The 19,129-nt window shown below is 66.0% G+C and carries 21 protein-coding genes, 1 pseudogene and 1 other annotated feature; of the genes and pseudogenes, 15 read left to right on the top strand and 7 right to left on the bottom strand.

The genetic code is table 11. The annotated features are described in order from the left end of the window. Window positions 1-53 precede the first annotated feature (53 nt). The 7 genes and pseudogenes from HD600_RS08170 to HD600_RS14890 form a co-directional block, all read left to right on the top strand. Window positions 54-878: an alpha/beta fold hydrolase gene (locus HD600_RS08170; protein WP_184282881.1), complete on the top strand. Its 825-nt coding sequence runs from the start codon at window positions 54-56 to the stop codon at window positions 876-878. Beyond that, window positions 845-1,633 carry an alpha/beta fold hydrolase gene (locus HD600_RS08165; protein ID WP_342355817.1) on the top strand — a complete coding sequence of 263 codons (789 nt, stop codon included), beginning with the start codon at window positions 845-847 and terminating at the stop codon, window positions 1,631-1,633. Before HD600_RS08170 ends, HD600_RS08165 begins: the two co-directional genes overlap by 34 nt. Window positions 1,634-1,691: 58 nt before the next feature. Next, window positions 1,692-2,588 carry an IS481 family transposase gene (locus HD600_RS08160; protein ID WP_184282879.1) on the top strand — a complete coding sequence of 299 codons (897 nt, stop codon included), beginning with the start codon at window positions 1,692-1,694 and terminating at the stop codon, window positions 2,586-2,588. Window positions 2,589-2,630: 42 nt separating this feature from the next. Beyond that, window positions 2,631-2,945: a transposase gene (locus tag HD600_RS08155; protein ID WP_184282877.1), complete on the top strand. Its 315-nt coding sequence runs from the start codon at window positions 2,631-2,633 to the stop codon at window positions 2,943-2,945. Continuing rightward, window positions 2,903-3,027, top strand: a sequence feature (AL1L pseudoknot). (Overlaps the previous gene by 43 nt.) Next, the gene (locus HD600_RS08150; RefSeq protein WP_184282875.1) at window positions 2,942-3,691 is read left to right on the top strand and encodes an IS3 family transposase; all 750 of its coding nucleotides are present in this window, start codon (window positions 2,942-2,944) and stop codon (window positions 3,689-3,691) included. (Overlaps the previous feature by 86 nt.) The genes HD600_RS08155 and HD600_RS08150 overlap by 4 nt, the downstream gene beginning before the upstream one ends. Window positions 3,692-3,889: 198 nt before the next feature. Next, complete coding sequence (locus tag HD600_RS08145) at window positions 3,890-4,960, top strand: IS110 family RNA-guided transposase (RefSeq protein WP_184282872.1); 1,071 nt, start codon at window positions 3,890-3,892, stop codon at window positions 4,958-4,960. A gap of 16 nt (window positions 4,961-4,976) precedes the next feature. Continuing rightward, a pseudogene (locus HD600_RS14890) lies at window positions 4,977-5,210 on the top strand (integrase core domain-containing protein); the annotation flags it as partial. A gap of 120 nt (window positions 5,211-5,330) precedes the next feature. On the opposite strand, the gene HD600_RS08135 reads toward HD600_RS14890, so the two are convergent. Then, window positions 5,331-5,729: a VOC family protein gene (locus HD600_RS08135; protein WP_184282870.1), complete on the bottom strand. Its 399-nt coding sequence runs from the start codon at window positions 5,727-5,729 to the stop codon at window positions 5,331-5,333. A gap of 131 nt (window positions 5,730-5,860) precedes the next feature. Next, window positions 5,861-6,652 carry a helix-turn-helix domain-containing protein gene (locus HD600_RS08130; protein WP_184282868.1) on the bottom strand — a complete coding sequence of 264 codons (792 nt, stop codon included), beginning with the start codon at window positions 6,650-6,652 and terminating at the stop codon, window positions 5,861-5,863. A gap of 116 nt (window positions 6,653-6,768) precedes the next feature. Here HD600_RS08130 and HD600_RS08125 point away from each other — a divergent pair, with 116 nt between their 5' ends. Next, window positions 6,769-7,128 carry a DUF1330 domain-containing protein gene (locus tag HD600_RS08125; protein ID WP_184282866.1) on the top strand — a complete coding sequence of 120 codons (360 nt, stop codon included), beginning with the start codon at window positions 6,769-6,771 and terminating at the stop codon, window positions 7,126-7,128. A 43-nt stretch (window positions 7,129-7,171) separates the two neighbouring features. Here HD600_RS08125 and HD600_RS08120 read toward each other — a convergent pair whose 3' ends face one another. From HD600_RS08120 to HD600_RS08105, 4 genes are all read right to left on the bottom strand, one after another. After that, a complete protein-coding gene (locus tag HD600_RS08120) occupies window positions 7,172-8,350 on the bottom strand; it encodes an MFS transporter (RefSeq protein WP_184282864.1) in 1,179 nt (392 codons plus the stop codon). After that, a complete protein-coding gene (locus tag HD600_RS08115; protein WP_184282862.1) occupies window positions 8,347-8,964 on the bottom strand; it encodes a TetR/AcrR family transcriptional regulator in 618 nt (205 codons plus the stop codon). The genes HD600_RS08120 and HD600_RS08115 overlap by 4 nt, the downstream gene beginning before the upstream one ends. Next, complete coding sequence (locus HD600_RS08110) at window positions 8,964-9,569, bottom strand: hypothetical protein (RefSeq protein ID WP_184282860.1); 606 nt, start codon at window positions 9,567-9,569, stop codon at window positions 8,964-8,966. Before HD600_RS08110 ends, HD600_RS08115 begins: the two co-directional genes overlap by 1 nt. 88 nt (window positions 9,570-9,657) lie before the next feature. Then, window positions 9,658-10,617 carry a hypothetical protein gene (locus HD600_RS08105; RefSeq protein ID WP_184282858.1) on the bottom strand — a complete coding sequence of 320 codons (960 nt, stop codon included), beginning with the start codon at window positions 10,615-10,617 and terminating at the stop codon, window positions 9,658-9,660. 360 nt (window positions 10,618-10,977) lie between these two features. Here HD600_RS08105 and HD600_RS08100 point away from each other — a divergent pair, with 360 nt between their 5' ends. Further along, window positions 10,978-11,370, top strand: a complete 393-nt coding sequence (locus HD600_RS08100) for a class I SAM-dependent methyltransferase (protein WP_422120156.1) — start codon at window positions 10,978-10,980, stop codon at window positions 11,368-11,370. A 51-nt stretch (window positions 11,371-11,421) separates the two neighbouring features. Beyond that, window positions 11,422-11,895 carry a carboxymuconolactone decarboxylase family protein gene (locus tag HD600_RS08095; RefSeq protein WP_184282854.1) on the top strand — a complete coding sequence of 158 codons (474 nt, stop codon included), beginning with the start codon at window positions 11,422-11,424 and terminating at the stop codon, window positions 11,893-11,895. 45 nt (window positions 11,896-11,940) lie between these two features. On the opposite strand, the gene HD600_RS08090 is transcribed toward HD600_RS08095, so the two are convergent. Next, a complete protein-coding gene (locus HD600_RS08090) occupies window positions 11,941-13,065 on the bottom strand; it encodes a carboxylate-amine ligase (RefSeq protein ID WP_184282852.1) in 1,125 nt (374 codons plus the stop codon). A 131-nt stretch (window positions 13,066-13,196) separates the two neighbouring features. Between HD600_RS08090 and HD600_RS08085 the strand changes: the two genes are divergently transcribed. The 5 genes from HD600_RS08085 (at window position 13,197) to HD600_RS08065 (ending at window position 19,099) form a co-directional block, all read left to right on the top strand. Continuing rightward, window positions 13,197-14,003 (top strand): class II glutamine amidotransferase, encoded by an 807-nt coding sequence (locus tag HD600_RS08085; RefSeq protein WP_184282850.1) that lies wholly within the window; start codon window positions 13,197-13,199, stop codon window positions 14,001-14,003. 187 nt (window positions 14,004-14,190) lie between these two features. Further along, window positions 14,191-14,607 carry a DUF6630 family protein gene (locus HD600_RS08080; RefSeq protein WP_144794623.1) on the top strand — a complete coding sequence of 139 codons (417 nt, stop codon included), beginning with the start codon at window positions 14,191-14,193 and terminating at the stop codon, window positions 14,605-14,607. 23 nt (window positions 14,608-14,630) lie between these two features. After that, window positions 14,631-14,951, top strand: a complete 321-nt coding sequence (locus HD600_RS08075) for a hypothetical protein (RefSeq protein ID WP_338402183.1) — start codon at window positions 14,631-14,633, stop codon at window positions 14,949-14,951. Between the two features lie 31 nt (window positions 14,952-14,982). Beyond that, the gene (locus tag HD600_RS08070) at window positions 14,983-16,380 is read left to right on the top strand and encodes a threonine/serine exporter family protein (protein ID WP_184282848.1); all 1,398 of its coding nucleotides are present in this window, start codon (window positions 14,983-14,985) and stop codon (window positions 16,378-16,380) included. Between the two features lie 220 nt (window positions 16,381-16,600). Next, window positions 16,601-19,099: an alpha/beta hydrolase gene (locus HD600_RS08065; protein ID WP_184282846.1), complete on the top strand. Its 2,499-nt coding sequence runs from the start codon at window positions 16,601-16,603 to the stop codon at window positions 19,097-19,099. Window positions 19,100-19,129 lie beyond the last annotated feature (30 nt).

Genomic DNA, 19,129 nt, shown 5'->3' with positions numbered 1-19,129 from the left:
ATGCCGGGTGGCAACGCACTTCGCGAGGCGCAAATGATCGGTAGCGTCGAGACATGGTGACACTCGACCACGTGCTGCAGCGCCCGACCGCGAATATCGCGTACCGCGATTCCGGTCTGGGTTCGCCGACGGTCGTCTTCATCCATGGTGCGGGTCTCGATCACGCGATGTTCGACGATCAAGCCGACCCGCTCGCGGCCGCCGGTGCACGTGTTGTGCAGTGGGATCTTCGCGCGCACGGGCAGTCGACACTCGCGGCGGGTACGCGATTCACGGCCGAAGATGCGCTCGACGATCTTGCGGCGTTGCTCGATGAAACGCAGGCATCCGATCCCGTTCTCGTCGGCCACTCGCTCGGCGGCAACATCGCACAAGCATTCGTTCGGACGCATCCGAACCAAACGAGCAGCGTCGTGATCGTTGACTCAGCGTGGAACACCGGACCGCTTTCGGCCACGTCGCGATTCTTGCTCGGGCTTGCAGCACCCTCGCTCGCACTCATTCCGGCGCGTAATTTGCCGGGTCTCATGGCGAAGGCATCGGCTGTGACTCCGGCGGCGATTGAGCGAGCAACGGAGACTTTTGGTCGAATGCCCAAGAAGACATTCCTCGACGTGTGGCGCGCGACTTCGTCGTTCATCGCACCCGACCCTGCGTATCGCTCGCCCATCCCGATCGGGCTCATGCGCGGCAGCGACGATCAGACGGGCAATATTTCGCAGGCAATGGGCACATGGGCTGCGGCAGAGGGCGTCGCAGAGCACGTCGTTGCGGATGCCGGGCATATCGTCACGTGGGACGCGCCCGCCCAGAGCACGGCGACCCTCCTCGAGATTCTTGGGCAGTGGCATCCGCAGCTCGTGAGCGGCGAGGGGTGATGCACGTGTTTGTTGCGGAGTACAACCCCGAGCGGTCGCGCACCGTTGTGCTGCTGCACGGTGGCGGCGTCGCAGGCTGGATGTGGGAGCCCGTTCGCGCCGAACTCGGCGACGAGTACCACCTCATCGTGCCGGATATGCCGGGCCATGACCACAGCGCGGATGAAGACTACGTCTCGCATGAGCAAACACTCAAACAACTGCGCGCGATGCTCGCGGAGCGAGCCACGGGTCCCGTTCATGTCGGGGGCTTCTCGCTCGGGGCACAGCTCGCCCTCGCGCTCGCGAGCGAAAACCCAGAACTCGTGAGCGGTGTCGTCTCGATCAGCGCCCTCGCGATCCCAGCGCGGGCTCTCGGCCTCACACGAGTACTGCTCTCGTCTACCGCGGGGCTTGCGAAGAACGAACAGTTCGCACGGGCACAAGCGAAGGCGCTCGGTGTGCCGCCCGCGCTCGTGCCCAACTATCTTCGAACCTCCGAGTCGATCTCGAAGACGACCTTGCTCACCGTTGTCGCCGCGAACGGCGCATTCGTGCCTCCATCTGGGTGGGAACGTTTCACCGGTGCCGCCATTGTGCTCGCTGGCGGTCGCGAGCCGCGCCCGGTTCAGCGATCCGCACGGCTATTGCACGCCGCCAACCCACGGAGCACCCTCGAGCTCGACCCAGACGCGGGCCACACGCTCCCTTTCAGCAACCCCGCTCTCGTTGCCCGCAGCATCCGCACGGTGACGATCGGACATGGCGAGGCTTAGCTCTAAAACTGATGGACGTTGTTGACAGTTGGGTCTTCCTGATGGGAAGGAAGATTGCATGTCATCATCTGAACGCGAGCTCGAGCGTCGAGCCAAGCACAAACTGGCCGTGCTACGGCATGCCGAGGAAGTCTCCGGCAGTGTCGCGGCCACCTGCCGGTACTACGGAATCACAAGAACCTGCTTCTACAAGTGGCGACGCCGCTACGAGGAGGAGGGCTTCGAAGGCCTCAAGGATCGCTCGAGTGTCCCGCACCACCAGCCAAACAAGACCGACCCGGAGGTGATCGAGAAGATCCTCTGGTTGCGTCAGCAGTATCACTTCGGCCCGCACAAGATTGCGATGTATCTGCAGCGCTATCACGACGTCACGATCAGCCCGTCCGGTGTGTGGCGGATCCTGAACAAGGTGGGCCTGAATCGCCTGCCGGCCTCGCAACGTTACAAACGCACCCAGACCCGCTGGAAACGCTACGAGAAGCAGCGTCCCGGCCACCAACTGCAGGTCGATGTGAAGTTCATCGAGCCGCTGGGACAGACCGGGAAAAAGAAGCGTTACTACCAGTACACCGCGATCGACGACTGCACCCGCGTCCGCGTTCTCCGGGCATACCCCCGCAACGATCAGAGGACCGCCATCCAGTTCATCGACCATGTCCTGTCGAGACTGCCGTTCCAGGTTGAGCAAGTGCAGACCGACAACGGCCAGGAATTCGGGCAAAGCTTCCACTGGCACCTACTGGACAAGGGCATCAATCACGTCAAGATCCGCCCTCGCACGCCACGCCTGAACGGAAAAGTGGAGAGATCCCACCGGATCGACTCGGAGGAGTTCTACCGGCTCCTCGAAGGCGAAGTCATCGACGACGCGAAGCTCTTCGCCGAACGCCTCCAGCAATGGGAAGACCACTACAACTACGATCGACCACACGGCGCCCTCGGAGGCCAAACCTGAATCGCCCTGGGTTTGGTTCCGCTTCCTTTGGGAGGATGAACCATGCCCCGCCAGTTCCCGCCGGAGTTCCGGCAGCGCGCACTCAGGATGCTCGATGAGGCGTTGCCTGAGCACGACACCGAGTACGCCGCGATCCGCCATGTCGGCGCGAAGCTCGGTGTCGGTCCGGAGACGCTCCGCAAGTGGAAACGCTCGTCTGAGATCGACTCGGGGGTCCGCCCGGGTGTCACGTCGGACGAGCATGCGGAGATCCGTCGACTCAAACGCGAGAACGCTGAACTACGCCGTGCGAACGAGATCTTGAAATCCGCGTCCGCGTTTTTCGCGGCGGAACTCGACCGCCCCACGACGAGATGATCCGGTACGTCGACATGTTCCGGGATCGTTTCGGGGTCGAGGCCATCTGCCGCACTCTGGGTGCGACAGCCAGTGGGTTCCTCACCGCGCGCGGCTATCGGGCCGCCAAGTCCCGGCCGCGGTCGGCGCGCGCGATCCGTGACGAGGTTCTCGGCGCCGAGATCACCCGCCTCCATGCGGAGAACTACGGCGTCTACGGGGTCCGGAAGATGCACGCGTTGATGCGCCGGCACGGGTGGCTGATCGGACGAGACCAGACCGGTCGAATCATGCGGACGTTCGGCCTTGAGGGCGCCCGCCGCTCTCGCCGGGTGTTCACCACACGCCCCGATCCGGCAGCCCTCCGGCCCGCGGATCTCGTGAGGCGCCAGTTCCGTGCGGACGCACCCTGCCGGCTCTGGGTCTCGGACATCACTTATGTCGCGACCTGGTCCGGGTTCGCTTACGTCGCGTTCGTGACCGATGTGTTCTCTCGCCGCATCGTGGGCTGGTCCGTCTCCGCGTCGCTGCGCACGGAAGCGTCGCCGCTGCCGGCGTTGGAGATGGCGGCGTGGTCCAGCGGCGGCATCACCGGGCTGGTCCATCATTCCGACAGAGGATCGAACTACGTCTCGCTCGTCTACACCGACCGGATCCTCGAGCTCGGCGCGACACCCTCGGTCGGATCCGTCGGTGACAGTTACGACTGTCAGTCTGTTTCTGCCCGATCTCGCAATGATGGGGTAGTCCTGGCCGGAGTGTTCTGACCCTTGCTTACGATTGGCCCGCAGGGTGCCTTGGCGTTGATCTGTCGAACCTCCGGCCGGGCGTGCAGTAACCGCTGCCGCCGGATCGGGCGTGACCTGATAGGAGCCTGGAGCCTCGTCAAAGCGTCCCCATGACAGTCCTGTCCACCCGCCGGCGACAGCGTGACAACCACGCTAACCGGTGAAGGAGAGCACACCATGGAACAGATCGAGCCCGCCCGCTCTGGGCACGTCGTGATCGGCGTCGATACTCACAAGCACATTCACGTCGCCGCGGTGATGGACTCGATTGGCGGGATCCTCGCGTCCCTGACGATCTCGACCAACACCGCCGGGTTCCGGCAACTGTCGGAGTGGGCGGCGACGTTCGGGAAGATCATCGCGTTCGGGATCGAGGGCACCGGTTCCTATGGCGCTGGCCTGACCTCGTTCATTCGCCGGAACGGGCACAAGGTGATCGAGGCCTCCCGCCCCGATCGGCGGCTGCGGCGCCTGAACGGCAAGTCTGACACGCTGGACGCGGAGAACGCCGCAAGAGCAGTTCTCGCCGGGTTCGCGACCGCGGTTCCGAAGACCGCTGACGGGGTCGTCGAGATGATCCGGCAGCTGAAGGTTGCGCACGATACCGCGGTGAAGGACCGCACCGGGGCGATGGTGACGCTCAAGGCGATGCTCGTCCACGCCACCGAGGACCTCCGCCGAGAGACCGCCAAGAAAACGCAGAAGATGGTCGCCCGGCACTGCGCCGCTCTCCGACCCCGTGGGCTGGCGACGCCCGAGGACGCGAACCGGCACGCGCTCAGGTCGATCGCGAAACGTTGGATCGCTCTGAACGACGAGATCAAGGAACTCGAGGCGCAGATCGAGCAGCTCGTCCTGCAGCGCGCCCCACACCTGCTCGACGAGTTCGGCATCGGCGTCGACACTGCCGCGGAGATCCTCATCGTCGCCGGCGACAACCCCGAACGCATCCATTCCGAAGCCGCGTTCGCGAAACTTGCCGGCATCAGCCCGGTCCCGACCGGCTCAGGGATGACCAGCGGGAAGCACAGGATCAACCACGGCGGACACCGTCAACTCAACGCCGCGATCTATCGGACCGTCATCGTCAGAATGAGATTCCACGAACCCACCATCGCCTACGTCGCCCGACGAACCGCCGAAGGCAAAAGCAAGCGCGACATCATCCGCTGCTTGAAACGCTACGTCATCCGCGAGGTCTATCACCTCATCAAGACCGACCCGAAAACCGGCGAGATCATGAGTTGACAACTATAGGAGCATCAACGCCCTCGCCGAGGCCGTCAACGGGCTCTACAAGACCGAGCTGATCCGACGTCGCGGGCCCTGGCGGACCATCGAGCAGGTCGAGCTCGCAACGCTCGGGTGGGTGTGGTGGTGGAACAACCAGCGTCTCCACGCCGAGCTCGACTACCGCACCCCCGCCGAAGTCGAGGCCGCCCACTACGCTGACCTCGAATCACCCGAGCCGACAACCGTCAGCCTCGGAAACCCCTAGGAACCAAACCCAGGGCTATTCAGGAACATGCCGGGCGCGCCGCCGGCGGGCGTCGTCATGTGCGGAGCCGTTCACGTGCGCATCAGCGTTGGCGCGGGTTGGTTCCGATGATACGGGGATTCAGTTCGAGCCCGGATTATGCATGAACTCGATTCGAATGCCGTTGTCATCCTCGACGAAAGATGCGTAGTAGCGATCGCTGAAGCGGGGGTAGAGTTTCGGTTCTCGGATCACGACCCACCCGACATCCACAGCGATCGAGTGCAGGCGGTCGACTTCTGCCGGCGAGTCGACCGCGAAGGCCAGGTGCTGCCATCCGATTCGACCATGCTGATGCGGGCCGGATCGAGGGTCTCGCGCCTGGCGCACGATGAACTCGGTCTGGCCCTCTGTGTACCAGGAAGCACCGCCGTCGCCGTCGGTGCGCTCCAGCCCCATCGCAGACAGAATCGGGTCGAACTGAGCAATGGCGCGCGCGACGTCGTTCACGCTCACGCTCAGATGGTCGAACAGAGGCATACCTCCAGCCTGCCACGCGCATTCCGCCTAGACGCGCACGACCTGCGCGACGCTGAGGCTTCCGGTTGCCAGAAAGGGGACGAGCGACGCGCGCGGGAACGGGCACGTATGGCCGTCGAGCTGGCCAGCCCTTATTCCGCCCCGTGCTGGAACAGACGGAGTCGTGTGTCCTCATCAGCGGGCATGAACGTCTCAAGGTGCAACGAATCGATGGTGACGTCCGTGGGGCCCTCGATCTGACTCGCCACACTGAACATCCGGAGCAGGCCGATGTCGGTTTCCAGTTCGAGCAGAATCGCCGGATCTGCTGGCTTCGCAGTCACGGCGTCGATGCGCGAAGAACTGGTGATCTCCGTATGCAAAGAGCGTAGGAACCGGTCGTCTCCTCGGCGGCGGATGCGCTGCTCGAGCTGGTGGACGAGGTGATTTCGCAGCGTCTCAATGTTCCGGATGCGCGGAGCCAGGCCTTCGGGATGGAGAACCAAGCGGATCGCATTGACCGGTGGCTCGAGCAGGCTGCTCTCGCAGTGGGCCAGCAAGAGTCCGGCGGCATGATTCGCATCGATGATGTCCCATCGATCATCCAAGAGCAGGGCTGGGTAGGGCGCGTAGGCGTCCACCAGAGTTCTCAGACTCGCCATCACCGACGGGAGATTCTCAGCGACGAGCCTTCTTTCAGGATGCCGTGGCGCGAACCCTGCAGCCAAGAGGAGTCTGTTCTGTTCATCTTCCGGGATGTCGAGGGCATCGGCGAGACGCAGGATCATTTCAGGTGTGGGATAAGACCGCCCATTCTCGAGATAACTGACGTGGCGTGTACTCACATCGGCGCGTGCGGAAAGGGCCAGCTGACTCAGTGCGCGGCGCTCGCGCCACCTGCGAAGTTCAGCGCCGATGAGTGACGTCGAAGCAGAGACACTCATGTTTCGATCCACGTGGCATTCGTCATCAGACCATGACCCCTGAGGTTATGGCCCGTTCCTCGTCCCTTCGCGAAAGTTGAATCCATAACCGGTCCGGCCGTAGAGAGGAATCGAAGATGAGTGACGATGGTGCGGTACCTGCGTACGCTGTCGGACTGATATCGGACGTGACGATCAACGAGGAGCTGCTCGAATACATGTCGCTCATCGAAGCGACGATAGTTCGTTTCGGGGGTCACTGGATCACCCATGGACGCAGTCCCGAGATCCGCGAGGGCCGGTCGGTGGGGGACATAGTCGTCCTCGGATTCCCGGATCTGACATCGGCACGCGCGTGGTACGACTCCGCGGAGTACCAGGCGATCATTCCGCTGCGAACGCGCAACAGCCATGCCATCCTCGCCATCGTCGAGGGCGTGCCCGCCGGATACACGACGGAGGCGACGATCCAGAAACTGCGCCCTCATCGTGCATAGCGGAGATCGCGGATCGGCAGACGTTCCCGAGCGGTCGCCGGACTCATGCCGTCCGCGCCGCGACGGTTCGCGCGCCACCGAGGAGCAGCAACGCGCATATCGCGAACGCCGCAGCCAAGAGCGGCAGCGAGCCGACTCCGGATCCGGCCAGAGCGATTCCTCCGACCGCTGCACCGATCGAGACGCCGAGGTAGGTGCCTGAGGTGTTGAGCGCGAGGGCCTGGGGAGCAACCGGACCGGCGAGCGCGTACAGGCGGGTCTGGATCGCGGGAGAGTTCCAGAACGCCATCCCGCCCCACACTGTGGCGACCGCGAGTACGACGGGGATGGGAACAGGTCGGGCCAGCCAGATACTCCAGAGCCCGGTCATCGCGGCAACGATGACGGCCACTCCGAACAGGAGGGTGCGATCCGGGCCCCAGCGATCGGTGGCGACACCGCCGAGCCAGATGCCAGCCATTCCCGCAGCTCCAGACAGCGCGAACGCGAATGCGCGTTCGTCGGGCCCTGCGCCGCTTACTGCTGCAAGGTAGGACGCGAGGTAGGTGAGCATCATCATGGATCCGGTCATCAGCGCACAGTTCGCCAAGAGCCCCAGCACAACCGCTCGACGTTTCAGCGTGCGCAGTTGTTCGACGAGTCCGACGTGACCATCAGGGCGGGCTGTGCGGGGGAGCAACAGCATCAGCACGACGAGTATGGCCAGCCCGGCCACAGCCATCGCTGCGAATGTGAAGCGCCAGCCGAACGCGGAACCGATCCACGTTCCTAGGGGGACACCGGCCGTGATCGACCCCGTCACGCCAAGCGAGACCACCGCGAGATACCGGCCGGTCCGTCCTTCGGGCGCATGGGATGCCGCGAAGGCGAAGAGCGATGGCGTCGCGCTCGCTGCAGCGAGCGCAGATACGACCCGCAACAGCACCAGCGCCTCGTACGAGGGTGTCAATGCGGCGAGTGCGTTCGCGATCGAGAAGACGATGAACGCGATCATGAAAAGCAGGCGACGGGGAAGCCGGGCGAGAGCGATAGCGGCAATCGGGGCGGCGACAGCGATCGTGAAGGAGAAGACGGTGACGAGCTGCCCAGCGATGGCTTCCGAGACCCGGAGGTCCGCTGCGATCTCCGGCAGCACCCCTGCGATCACGTAGTCGTCGGTGTACAGCACGAATGACGCGCCCAGCAGAGCGATCAGCCATCCCGGGAGCGCTCTGCCCCTCATTCCTCTTTCCTTGTCACAGAGCTACCGATTGCGTCGCCGGAGTACAGGCGGTCGAGCAGGACCCACCAGGCCCCCTGACCGCTCGCACTCATCGGATCGTCGCCCAGAACCTCGGTGAGTCTGTCCCGCAGAAGCACGGTCGACAGGCCGTGCGCGACCAACATCGCGGTGAGACGCCCATGGTCGATGTCATCCGCGACAGCGCCTGCGTCGCGCATCTTCTCCATGAGCTCTGTGCCGTGGGCATGTAGTCGCCGGTAGGCCGTAGCCGCCCGAGGAGAATCTTCGAGCAGCAGATACGAAAGATAGCGTGCAGTGTCGGGGTCGGAGAGCGCACTCGCGCCAGCGAGGTATCCCGCCGGCGGCAGTTCCGCGTCTGCCTCCGCGAGCGCCCGCAACGAATTGCTCAGGATGCCGAGCACGTGCTCGTCGACAGCGGCGATCAGGCCGTCGCGCGAAGCGAAGTGCTTGATGATGAGTGACTGCGACACACCCGCACGATCGGCAACGACCTTGAGTGTCGCGGCCGCCGGCCCACGCTCGCCGAACACGCGCAGGGCGGTGTCTCTGATGATCGCCTTCGCCGTGCGATCCTCTGGCTGGTAGTCGGACATCACGCGCCGTCATCGAGTCGTGTGGGCGAGAAGGCGATCAGTGCTGCCGTTCCCCAGAGCACCACGGCCGACCCGAGAGTCGCAACGGCGACGCTCGTCTCGGGTCCAAGGAACCAGAACGACGCCAGGCCCACCACTGCCACGAAACCCAGGCCGCCGGCGGTGGCGGAGTACATGGGGGTGCGGAAGATGTGCCTCAGCGGTATGAAATGCACGGCGACGACCAGAGCGACTGCGGCGGGAATCAACGCTGGCGCGCCCGCCCATATCCCACCTGCGATCACCAGAGCGATTGCGGGTACCTGCGCGGCTCCGACGATCTGAAAATCGCGCCACCAATGATCTCGCAGCTGTCGGATCTGCGCGTCTTGGGTCGGACGCAGTTTCCAGGTCACTATCAGCACGACGGACGTGATCGCGACGGCCACTGTGAGTACGACCGGGCGTACCGGCGCGAGAACGCCGGAGCCAGCAATAGCCCAGGCGAGGGCGAAGAGAGCCATGATGGTGGCTCCCGCCAATCGCAGTGATCGCCTGCTCACCTCATTCGGCGCCGCGCGATGATGCCGGCTCAGCTTCTCTTCCTGTTCGGTGATGCCAGCCACGGTGTCCTCCTCCGAGACTGCGAGAATCGCCGCAGTCGGTCCTGGTGCACAACCATACACTTAGGTGAACAGTTATGCACCATCGGGCTCAGCGGGAATCAGTGGAACGCGCATTGAGCCTGTGAAGGGCGAGCGAGCCGATTACGGCGATCACCGTGCCGACCATGACCTGGACCAGGTCGGCGAACGGTACGAGTCCGGTCTGCGTCGTACCGACCCCCGTGCCCGCGGTCGCCGCCAGGAGAAGTATCAGCGAGTACAGTCCGCTCCCGAAGACTGCACCAGCACCCACCCAGGCGATGGCGATCGGTATCCATGTGCGCGTGCGTCCCGGACGATGCAGAACAAGAGCGAGCATTCCGGCGACGGCCACCAACGAGAACAGGGCGGTGCCCGCATCGGACAGTCGCTCTGCGACGCCTCGACTCTCTGCGAGGTACGGCGAGAGGCCCAGTGTCGATCCCACCGCCCAGGATGCTCGGACGACGGCGACCGCGACGAGTGGTACCGCCGCGAGACATGCGAACAGTACGAGAACCGACTGGTCGGGTCCGGGGTGGTGGTCTGATAGCCGGCCCTGGAATGCCTGCGGCCAACGATGGAGGGCGTACAGAACGAAGGAAGCCGAGATCCCGATCGCCTGCGCGCCGAAGCCGAGATACACGAGCGGGCCGACCCATGCGGCGAGTGAGCCATCGCCAGCGACGAACGCGCCACCGAGTGCGGATGCGGCGACGGCTGGTCCGGTGATGACGAACGGTGCCAGCAGTCCCGTGGCCACCCAGGTGGGACCGAGCACCAGCCATGCGGGGATGCGCTCGCCCCACGAGTGCGTGAACATCAAGATGATCACTATCGCGATGATCTCCATGGCGGCCGTGACGACGTTGCCGCCCTGCACAACAGCTGCGTCCGCGGGAGACGGGCTCACGATGCCTACGGTCGACCCGGCAATCCAAGCCGCTTTGAGCAACAGGTACGGGAGGATCGCGATGATGGCCAGGTATCCGATGATCAATCGCGCTCGACCTGTGCGTCGGCTGTTCACTTGTTCATCGTCCGTGAGGGTAGCCGCGTGGTTGCCTGCGTTCATAGACGACAGTGTGTCAGTTTCGTCAGACCTCTCGGGTTCGTGCCTTTTCCGCGCGCGCGACCACGTCGTGCAGCGTCGCGGCCTGGTCGCCCATGCGAACGGTCCGCGTGCGTACCTCAGCTGTACGCACATTCCAGCCTCGGGGCTCGAGCAGTGTCCGAATCTGGTCGGGTCCGGTCACGGCGTTCTCCGGATGCGCATGTCCGTGCCCGTGCCCGTCACCGTGAAGGTGCCCGACGATGAGGAGCGTCCCGCCCGGTGAGACCCAGTCCGAAATGCGTTCGTAGAACGCGTGCCCGACACGAAGACCAGGGCGTGACGTGGATCCACGGCGATGTGAAGACGCATCCCTTCAGGGAAGCGCAGTACGACGTCGTGGCGTCGGTTGCGACGCTCCATCACCTTCCCGACCTTGATGGGGCCTTCGCACGGCTCGCGGCACTGACCGCACCGGGCGGCGTGGTCGCCGTCGTCGGACTGGCGCGCTCATCCCGTCCACTCGACTATGCCCTCGACGTCGCCGGCGCCGTGCAGCACCGACGCCTCGCTCGGCGGTTCGGACTCTGGGAGCATTCCGCTCCCGTGGTCTGGCCCCCGCCGCACACCTACGCCGAGGTGCGACGCAGCGCCGCGCACATCCTTCCTGGATCCACCTGGTCGCGGCTGGCGATGTGGCGATACGCCGTGATCTGGCGGAAGCCCGTCTGACCATGTCCGCCCGGTACTCTCCTCACTACGAGATCGTTCGAAGGAGACACCATGCGCCCGTACGTGGACAAGTCGATGCCCGAGGCGTGGCAGGCAGCGCTGGCCCTGTCATCCGCAGTGCGCGACGGCGCGGCGCAGCGCGGCGTCACGCCGCAGGAGTCCGAGCTGATCAAGGTCCGCGCATCGCAGCTCAACGGCTGCGCGTTCTGCCTCGACCTGCATTCGCGCGAGGCCAGGCAGTCCGGCATCCCTCAGCAGAAGCTCGACATGCTCCCCGCGTGGCGAGAGACCTCGCTGTACGACGAGCGTGAGCGGGCCGTGCTCGCGATCGCCGAGGCATCCACCCGGCTTCCGCTGACGGAGGAATCCGCCGCCGACCTCGAAGGCGCGCTGTCCGTGCTCGGCGAGGATGCCTTCGCCGCCGCCGAATGGGTGGCGATCGCCATCAACGCCTTCAACCGGATCTCGATCCTCAGCGAGCACCCGGTGCGCCCTCGGGATGCCGATGGTCGGGTGCTCCGCTAGCCGGAGGCCGCGCTCCTCACGAGCGGTGGCCTCCGGCTCGCGAGATCAGCCTTCGAGACCGGCGGTCACGGTGGCGAGGTCCGCCACGACGTCGCTGAGCTGCCCCGTCTTCTCCAGCACCGCACGCTGACGCATCGCGCCGTTGCCGTTCGTGAAGATCCGCTCGACGCCCTCGTCGACCAGGGCTTCATCGCCGTTCTCCTGCAGAGCGGGACGCAGGTCGTCGACGAGGTCGGAGACGACGTCGCGTGCGGGGCGCGGCGTGAGCGTACGCGGGTCGATGAGGTCTCCATCGATCCCGAAACGACCGGCCTGCCAGTGCATGAGCCGCAGGACCGCCATCGCGGTGGACAACGGTTCGGTGCCCGCGCGCCACTCATTCGCCGCCGTGTCGACGAGAGCACGGCAGAGGGCGGCGATCACCACGGTGTCCTCCGCGTCGGCGCACACATCAGCGACGCGGATCTCCACGGTCGGGTAGTGGTGCGACAGGCGCGCGTCGAAGTGCACCATCCCCTCGTCGAGGATGGCACCGGACCCGATCATCGCCTTCACGATCCGGTGATAGTTCTCCGCGCTGCCGAACAGTTCGGTCGGGCCGGTGGTGGGCCAGCGCCCCATGGCCTGCGACCGGAAGCTCGCGTACTTCGAGTTCTCGCCCTGCCAGAACGGCGAGTTCGCGGTCAGCGCCAGTAGCGCCGGCAGGCTCCCGCGGATGCGGTCGAGCACACCGACGCCCTCCTCATCGGACTCCACCGACACATGCACGTGCAGTCCACCGGTGAGCTCCTCCAGCGTGGTGAGACCGAAGTGCTCCACCATCTGCAGGTACCGCTCCTTGCCGACGATCGCCGGCTCCGCGCGCACCGGCGACGTCCCCGAGGCGATCACCCGTGCTCCGGCGCGTCGCGCGGCGTTGATCGCCTGCCGACGCCACACCCGGACATCCTCGCCGAGTGCCGTCATGTCCGTGTGCGGGACTGTGTCGGTCTCCACCTGCTGCTGCTGCAGCTCGTGCTCGATCGAACCGCCGGGCACCTCATCGGAGGTCGCCGCTGCGGCCTCCTCGTCGTCCGCCGCATGACGCAGCGTGTGCGCGGCCAGTGAGAGCGGCCGACCGGTCTCACCGTCGACGAGCATCAGTTCTTCTTCCACACCAACAGTTCGCATGTCGCCAGTCTGCCAACAGGCCCCGATCTCATCGAGGCGGTTGCGCGAAGGCGGTCCGACCGCGTATGAAGTTGCCGATCCGCACCGGAAGGACGAGGCTCGTAGGGAGACAACGAAGGGATGCCGCACCCGTGTGCCGACTGCTTGGCTACGTCACCACCCGCCCGACCTCGGTCGTCGATGTCCTCGGACGCGAGGATTTCGACACCTTCACTGCGCTGACCGAAGTGCACAGCGACGGGTGGGGCATGGCCTGGCATCCCTCGCTCGGTGCCGCCGTCGAAGCGGTGTCCTCTCCGCAGAACGCGTCCGTCGACCCGCAGTACGCCGCCCTCTCGGAGCAGCCGCTCGGGTGCAACGGCCTCGTCCACCTGCGGTGGGCGACGGGCGGACTGCCCGTCTCACCACAGAACACACATCCGTTCACCGACGGCGGACACGCCTTCGCCCACAACGGCCACATCGCGCCCATCGCACACCTGGAGGCGCAGCTCACCCCGGACTCCCGCGAGCGGCTGCGCGGCGACACCGACAGCGAGCGCTACTTCCAACTGGTCCTGCAGTGCATCCGCGAGGCCGACGGCGACGAGGAGCGCGGCGTCACCCGCGCGCTCGAGATCCTCATCGGCGAGTTCCCGAACTCCAGCCTCAACGCGCTGTTCCTCACGCCGACCACGCTCTTCGCGATCCACATCAACAGTCGGGTGCACTCGCCCGTCGACGCCCTTCGCGAGCTCTTCGAATCCGACGACGCGATACCCGCCAGCCACGCGACCGAGTACTACGCGATGGACTATCGCATCACCGATGACGCCGTGCATGTCATCTCCAGCGGCGTCGATGCGGACGGGTGGACGCGGATCCCGGAGGACACGGCCGCGATGATCGACCTCGCCACGCGGGAGGTCACACGACTGCATCCCGTGCCCCTCGGGTGACCGTCGCGGCCTGCACGGGGAGCCGACCGACGTGTGCACGAACCCGGACGCACGGATGCTGGCACGATATCCGTTGCCCGGCCGAATCGGAACCCCCACTGGTCACTCCTGGCCCCGCGATACGCTGACCACTCGGCATCCGATGACTCCACCCGAGGCCATCACGCACGAGATGAGGAGCGACACCATGAGCGCGATCGACGACTGGACCCGCCTGTGCGAACTGCTCGACGACGACCCGGAGATCACGCCTGCCGTCCGCGAGGCCGTGAACGAAGGGGACGATCCGTGGGATGCGCTCATCGATGCGCTCGATGACGCAGGCGCCCTCGCCTACCTCGACAGCGAGGACACCGGGGAGGAACTCGCCGAAGCGCTGCCGGCGCTCCCCCGCGTCCAGCGCCTCGGTATCGACCTCGACGAGGTGGGCGATGTGCACGATCTCGGATCGGCGATCGCGCGCGCCGAGGCGATCCTCGCACCGCACGACATCCGCCTTCTGCACATCGAGGATCCAGAGGACGAGGAGGCCTACCCGCTGATCGCCGTCTCATCGGCCGACCACGATGAAGCCGTCGCGCTCATCGAGAAGCTCACCCACTGAGCCGCCGCGGATAGGCTGAGCCGGTGCCCGTCGACACCCCCGCTCCCCGCCGCATCGAGGTGACGATGCACAAGCCGTGGTTCGCCCTTTACGCCGGCATCCGCCCCACCCTCGTGATCGACGGGAGAGGCCAGCCGACGCAGTGGGGTGTCGGAACGTGGCAGGTACCCGCCGACGAGAACGCGACGCTCGGTGTGTTCCTGTTCAACCGGCTGTGGCGGTTCGGGCGAGCGGAACTGACCATCGGCACAGGCCACCCGCCCGCGCTGATCTACCGGGCGCCGGTCCTGCCCTTCCTCCCCGGACACCTCCGCGCCCGACCCACCGGCGGCCCCGCGATGTGACGGACGCCCCTCTCCGAACGACAATGGAACCATGGCCATCGAACGACGCTCACGGCTGCTCGACTCCGTGCGACGCGCGATCCGGACGGACCCCGACAAGGTCGCACTGACCGAGGCGTACACGGTCGTCAACGAGACCACGGTCGTCAAGATCCTCGATCTGGCCCTCCGCATCGGCGAGTCGATGTTCGCCGTCGGCGCCTCCGCCCACGACGTGACGTTCTCGATCATCCGCGTCGCCCGCGTCTATGGGCTCATCGGTGTACACGTCGATGTGACCTTCAGCGCGATCAGCGTCTCCTATCACCGTGGGGAGGACGACTGGCCGACCACCATGATCCGCGTCGTCCGGGCGGCGTCGCCCGATCATGCGAAGCTGCAGCGCCTGCAGGCCCTCATGGTCGACATCTCCGAGGGATTGGGCCTCGACGAGGCGCGCCTGGCGTTCCGCGTCATCCGGCGTACGCCGTTCCTGTACCAGCCCATCGTCGTGATCTTCGCGCGTGCCCTCCTCGCCGTCGGCGTCGCGATCCTCTACGGGGCCTCTCCGATCATCATCCTGCTGAGCTTCCTCGCCGCCCTCGGTGCCGCCTTCGCCCAGGCCGGACTCGCTCGCCTCCAGGTCCCGCTGTTCTTCAGCCAGATCGCCGGCGGTTTCGTCATCACCGGTGTCACCACCGCCGTCTCCGCGCTCGGCGCGATCGGCGTCGCCCCCTTCATGGACGTGCAACCGTCGATCATCGTCGCCTCCGGCATCGTCCTCATGCTCTCGGGGCTCACCGTCGTCGGCGCCGCGCAGGATGCCATCGACGGGTTCGCACTCACGGCGGGCGGGCGCATCCTCGACCTGACGATGCAGACCCTCGGCGTCGTCCTCGGCATCCTCATCGGCCTGGAGTTCTCCCGGCTCGTCGGAGTGACCATCCCGCTGCCCACCGACGCCATCCCGTTCGGCTCGCTCGCCGCGCAGATCGCCGGAGCGATCATCATCGCCGTCGCCGTCGCCCTGTTCAACGGCGCCGGCCTGCGCATCATCCTCGTCAGTGCGGTGCTCAGCACCGTGGCGATCGTCGCCTACAGCGCGACGATGCTCCTCGGCGTGCAGGCCGGTGCGGCGAGCGCCGTCGGTGCGCTGCTGGCGAGCTTCATCGGCATCCTCACCGCACGAGGGGTGCACGTGCCCTCCGTCGCGGTGACGACCGCGGCGATCGTCCCGCTCGTCCCGGGGACGGCGGTCTTCCGGGGGCTCCTCGGCATCGTCGATTCGGATGGCACGGCACAGGGGATGCTGGACGGCATCGGCCCCCTCGTCCTCGCGGCATCCATCGGCGTCGGACTCGCCGCCGGCGCCTCGCTCGGGCTCTACCTCGGCACCCCGCTGCGGGCCACGCTGGCGAGCGTCTCGAAATCCCGCGCCCGCCGCCGCTGAGGACGCCGGCGATGGGACCAGCGTCCAATGCCCACCCTCCACCGTCGTTTCACAACGTTGGACTTTTGTCCATTGTCGGCCTCTCCTTGTCTTGAGAGAGTGTGCGCGTACGGATTTACGACGTTGTAAATTTTGTGGATGCGCCGGAATCCGTATTCCATCCGGCTCTCACGGGGAAGCCCGCATCGACGAGCCGGCCGAATCACGAGATGAGGAATCGATGGAGATCACATCCCCCAGCCGGCCGCATGGCCGGCGCACCCGCACCCGAAGAGCGCTCGGGCTGATCACGGCGTTGTTCGTCGCGATCGCCGGGCTCACGGTCGCCGCACCCGCTGCGGCGGCGACGCCATGGATCGACGTGCAGGACGACGGGTACCTGCGCATCAGCGTCCCCAACGCCGATGTCGAGGCCGCCGTCGGACCCGTGTCGCAGGTGGTGGTCGAGGGCAACTTCGGTCCGTCCCACAACTGGGCGCAGATCGGGCTGCAGCGAAGCGGTGCGAACTGGACCGCCACCTACGGCCCCTTCACCCCCGGCCTGTACTACTACCAGGTCACCGGAGACGACAGCAAGGTCCTCAAGGACACGTCGAACCCCACGAGCGTGGCCTCCGAGCCGGAGTGGAGCACGTTCTTCATCCCCGGCGACTCCGCCGCGCTGCTCGCCGACGCGCCCGAAGAGGCCGGAACGATCGAGACGCTGACCTACGACAGCGCCGTCGCCGGCGAGGAGCGCCAGGCGCTCGTCTGGCTGCCCCCGACGTACAAGCCCAAGGGCAAGAAGTTCCCGGTCTTCTACCTGCAGCACGGTGGCGCGCAGAGCTACCGCGACTGGGTCGAAGTGGGACGAGCCGAGCAGATCCTCGACAATCTGTGGCTCTCGGGCCGACTCGAGGACATGATCGTGGTGATGGGCAACGGCAACGTGCCCGACTTCTCGGCCGAGCTACTCGACAACCTCGTCCCCGCGGTGGAGGACGCGTACAATGCGTCGCCGTCGAAGAAGAAGCGCGCACTGGCCGGGCTCTCCATGGGAGGCGGCCAGACGTTCGAGGTGTTCAGCGAGCACCCCGGCGAGTTCGCCCAGATCGGAACGTTCGGCGCCGGCCGCTTCGGCGACCTGGACGACATCCCCGTGAAAAAGATGAACAACAAGACGGATCTGTTCCGCGTGTACGTCGGCAACCCGACGGATGTCGCACACAACGACGTCTACGACTCGTTCCAGAAGTTCGACGAGATCGGCCTCGACTACCAGTTCGACGGCGTGAACCCCGACGCCGGCCACAACTGGAACGCCTGGCAGGAGAACCTCATCGACTTCGCTCCGCGCCTGTTCACGAAGAAGCCGTCCGACCCCGCGATGAGCGAGGGGCACACCGCCCTCACCGAGCGCTTCGAGACACCGGCATCCGGCACGACGCCGACGCCGTGGATCAGCGATGGCGGGTTCGTCACGTTCGAGACGACGGCGGACTTCGCGGATGCCGAGTACGTGTCCGTCTGGGCGAACACGGCCCCCGGCGGCAGCTGGCTCCGCACCGAGATGAGCAAGGTCGGCGACCGCTGGCAGACGACGATCGGCCCATTGGACCCGTGGTTCTACCACTATCGGCTCATCGTCGACCGCCAGGCGGTCAAGGACACTTCGAACCCGACGTCGGTGACGTCGGAGCCCGCGTGGAGCACGTTCCTCGTCGAGGGCGAGGAGTCCCGCCTGCTCACGGATGTCGCCGCGGGCGAGGGCGGCGCACTGGATGTCATGACCTACCAGAGCAGTGTCGCCGGCGAGGAGCGCAGCGCCTATGTGTGGACGCCGCCCGGCTACGACGCCGAGCGTGCGGAGCCGTACCCGCTGTTCGTGCTCAATCACGGCGGCGGCCAGACCTGGACGGACTGGGTGGAGGTCGGCCGAACGCGGCAGATCCTCGACAACCTCTTCCTGGACGGCGCCCTCCAGCCGATGGTCGTGGTGATGCCGAACGGCAACGTCAGCGACTACCCGGCTGAGCTGCTCGACAACATCGTGCCGGTCACCGAGGCGACGTACAACGTCAGCGGCGACCCCGCGAAGCGAGCACTGGCCGGTCTCTCCGCCGGCGGCGCACGCACGATCTCCGTGCTGAAGGCGCACCCCGGTGCGTTCGCATCGATCGGCGTGTTCTCGGCGGGCTTCGGCAGCGGGGACGGCGTCGACGTCGACGCGATCAACGCCGGCACCGACCTGTTCCGGCTCTACATCGGCGACATCACCGACTTCGTCTACGAGGGCATGATGGCATCGCTGGTGACGCTGGACGAGCTCGGAATCGAGTACGAGTTCGATGGCGTGACCCCTGGGCCTCACGGCTGGGACGTGTGGCAGAAGAACCTCATCGACTTCGCGCCGCGCCTGTTCCAGGAGCTGCCGGCTGATGATGTCCGCCCGGAGGTGGCGCTCGTGTCGCCGTCGACGGCCGGGCCGTTCGGCGCGGTCGACATCCAGGTGGATGCGTCCGACCTCGGTGGGCTGGAGCGCATCGTCGCGAACATCTATCAGGACGGCACGCTCGTGCAGAGCACGCAGTCACCGATGGGCGGCGCAGAGAGCGGCACCCACACGGCGACGGTGAAGCTCCCTTCGGGTGACTACATGGTGAAGTACAACGCGCACGATCGAGCGGGCAACGTCTCGCGGACCGGCACGTTCGACTTCACCGTCGATGCGGACGGGTAGTCCGGCGACGGACACCTGCGTCCGCGACTG

Source organism: Microbacterium ginsengiterrae, assembly GCF_014205075.1.
In the GTDB taxonomy this organism is placed as follows: Bacteria; Actinomycetota; Actinomycetes; order Actinomycetales; family Microbacteriaceae; genus Microbacterium; species Microbacterium ginsengiterrae.
This window is presented reverse-complemented; position numbering and strand designations above follow the sequence as displayed.

Bases quoted from the DNA above. Each gene is read 5' to 3' on its own strand.
- HD600_RS08135 (WP_184282870.1), bottom strand. From the start codon at position 5,729: ATGCCTCTGTTCGACCATCTGAGCGTGAGCGTGAACGACGTCGCGCGC.
- HD600_RS08095 (WP_184282854.1), top strand. From the start codon at position 11,422: ATGCGCCCGTACGTGGACAAGTCGATGCCCGAGGCGTGGCAGGCAGCG.
- HD600_RS08160 (WP_184282879.1), top strand. From the start codon at position 1,692: ATGTCATCATCTGAACGCGAGCTCGAGCGTCGAGCCAAGCACAAACTG.
- HD600_RS08065 (WP_184282846.1), top strand. From the start codon at position 16,601: ATGGAGATCACATCCCCCAGCCGGCCGCATGGCCGGCGCACCCGCACC.
- HD600_RS08090 (WP_184282852.1), bottom strand. From the start codon at position 13,065: ATGCGAACTGTTGGTGTGGAAGAAGAACTGATGCTCGTCGACGGTGAG.
- HD600_RS08070 (WP_184282848.1), top strand. From the start codon at position 14,983: ATGGCCATCGAACGACGCTCACGGCTGCTCGACTCCGTGCGACGCGCG.
- HD600_RS08080 (WP_144794623.1), top strand. From the start codon at position 14,191: ATGAGCGCGATCGACGACTGGACCCGCCTGTGCGAACTGCTCGACGAC.
- HD600_RS08170 (WP_184282881.1), top strand. From the start codon at position 54: ATGGTGACACTCGACCACGTGCTGCAGCGCCCGACCGCGAATATCGCG.
- HD600_RS08115 (WP_184282862.1), bottom strand. From the start codon at position 8,964: ATGTCCGACTACCAGCCAGAGGATCGCACGGCGAAGGCGATCATCAGA.
- HD600_RS08125 (WP_184282866.1), top strand. From the start codon at position 6,769: ATGAGTGACGATGGTGCGGTACCTGCGTACGCTGTCGGACTGATATCG.
- HD600_RS08145 (WP_184282872.1), top strand. From the start codon at position 3,890: ATGGAACAGATCGAGCCCGCCCGCTCTGGGCACGTCGTGATCGGCGTC.
- HD600_RS08130 (WP_184282868.1), bottom strand. From the start codon at position 6,652: ATGAGTGTCTCTGCTTCGACGTCACTCATCGGCGCTGAACTTCGCAGG.
- HD600_RS08150 (WP_184282875.1), top strand. From the start codon at position 2,942: ATGATCCGGTACGTCGACATGTTCCGGGATCGTTTCGGGGTCGAGGCC.
- HD600_RS08120 (WP_184282864.1), bottom strand. From the start codon at position 8,350: ATGAGGGGCAGAGCGCTCCCGGGATGGCTGATCGCTCTGCTGGGCGCG.
- HD600_RS08155 (WP_184282877.1), top strand. From the start codon at position 2,631: ATGCCCCGCCAGTTCCCGCCGGAGTTCCGGCAGCGCGCACTCAGGATG.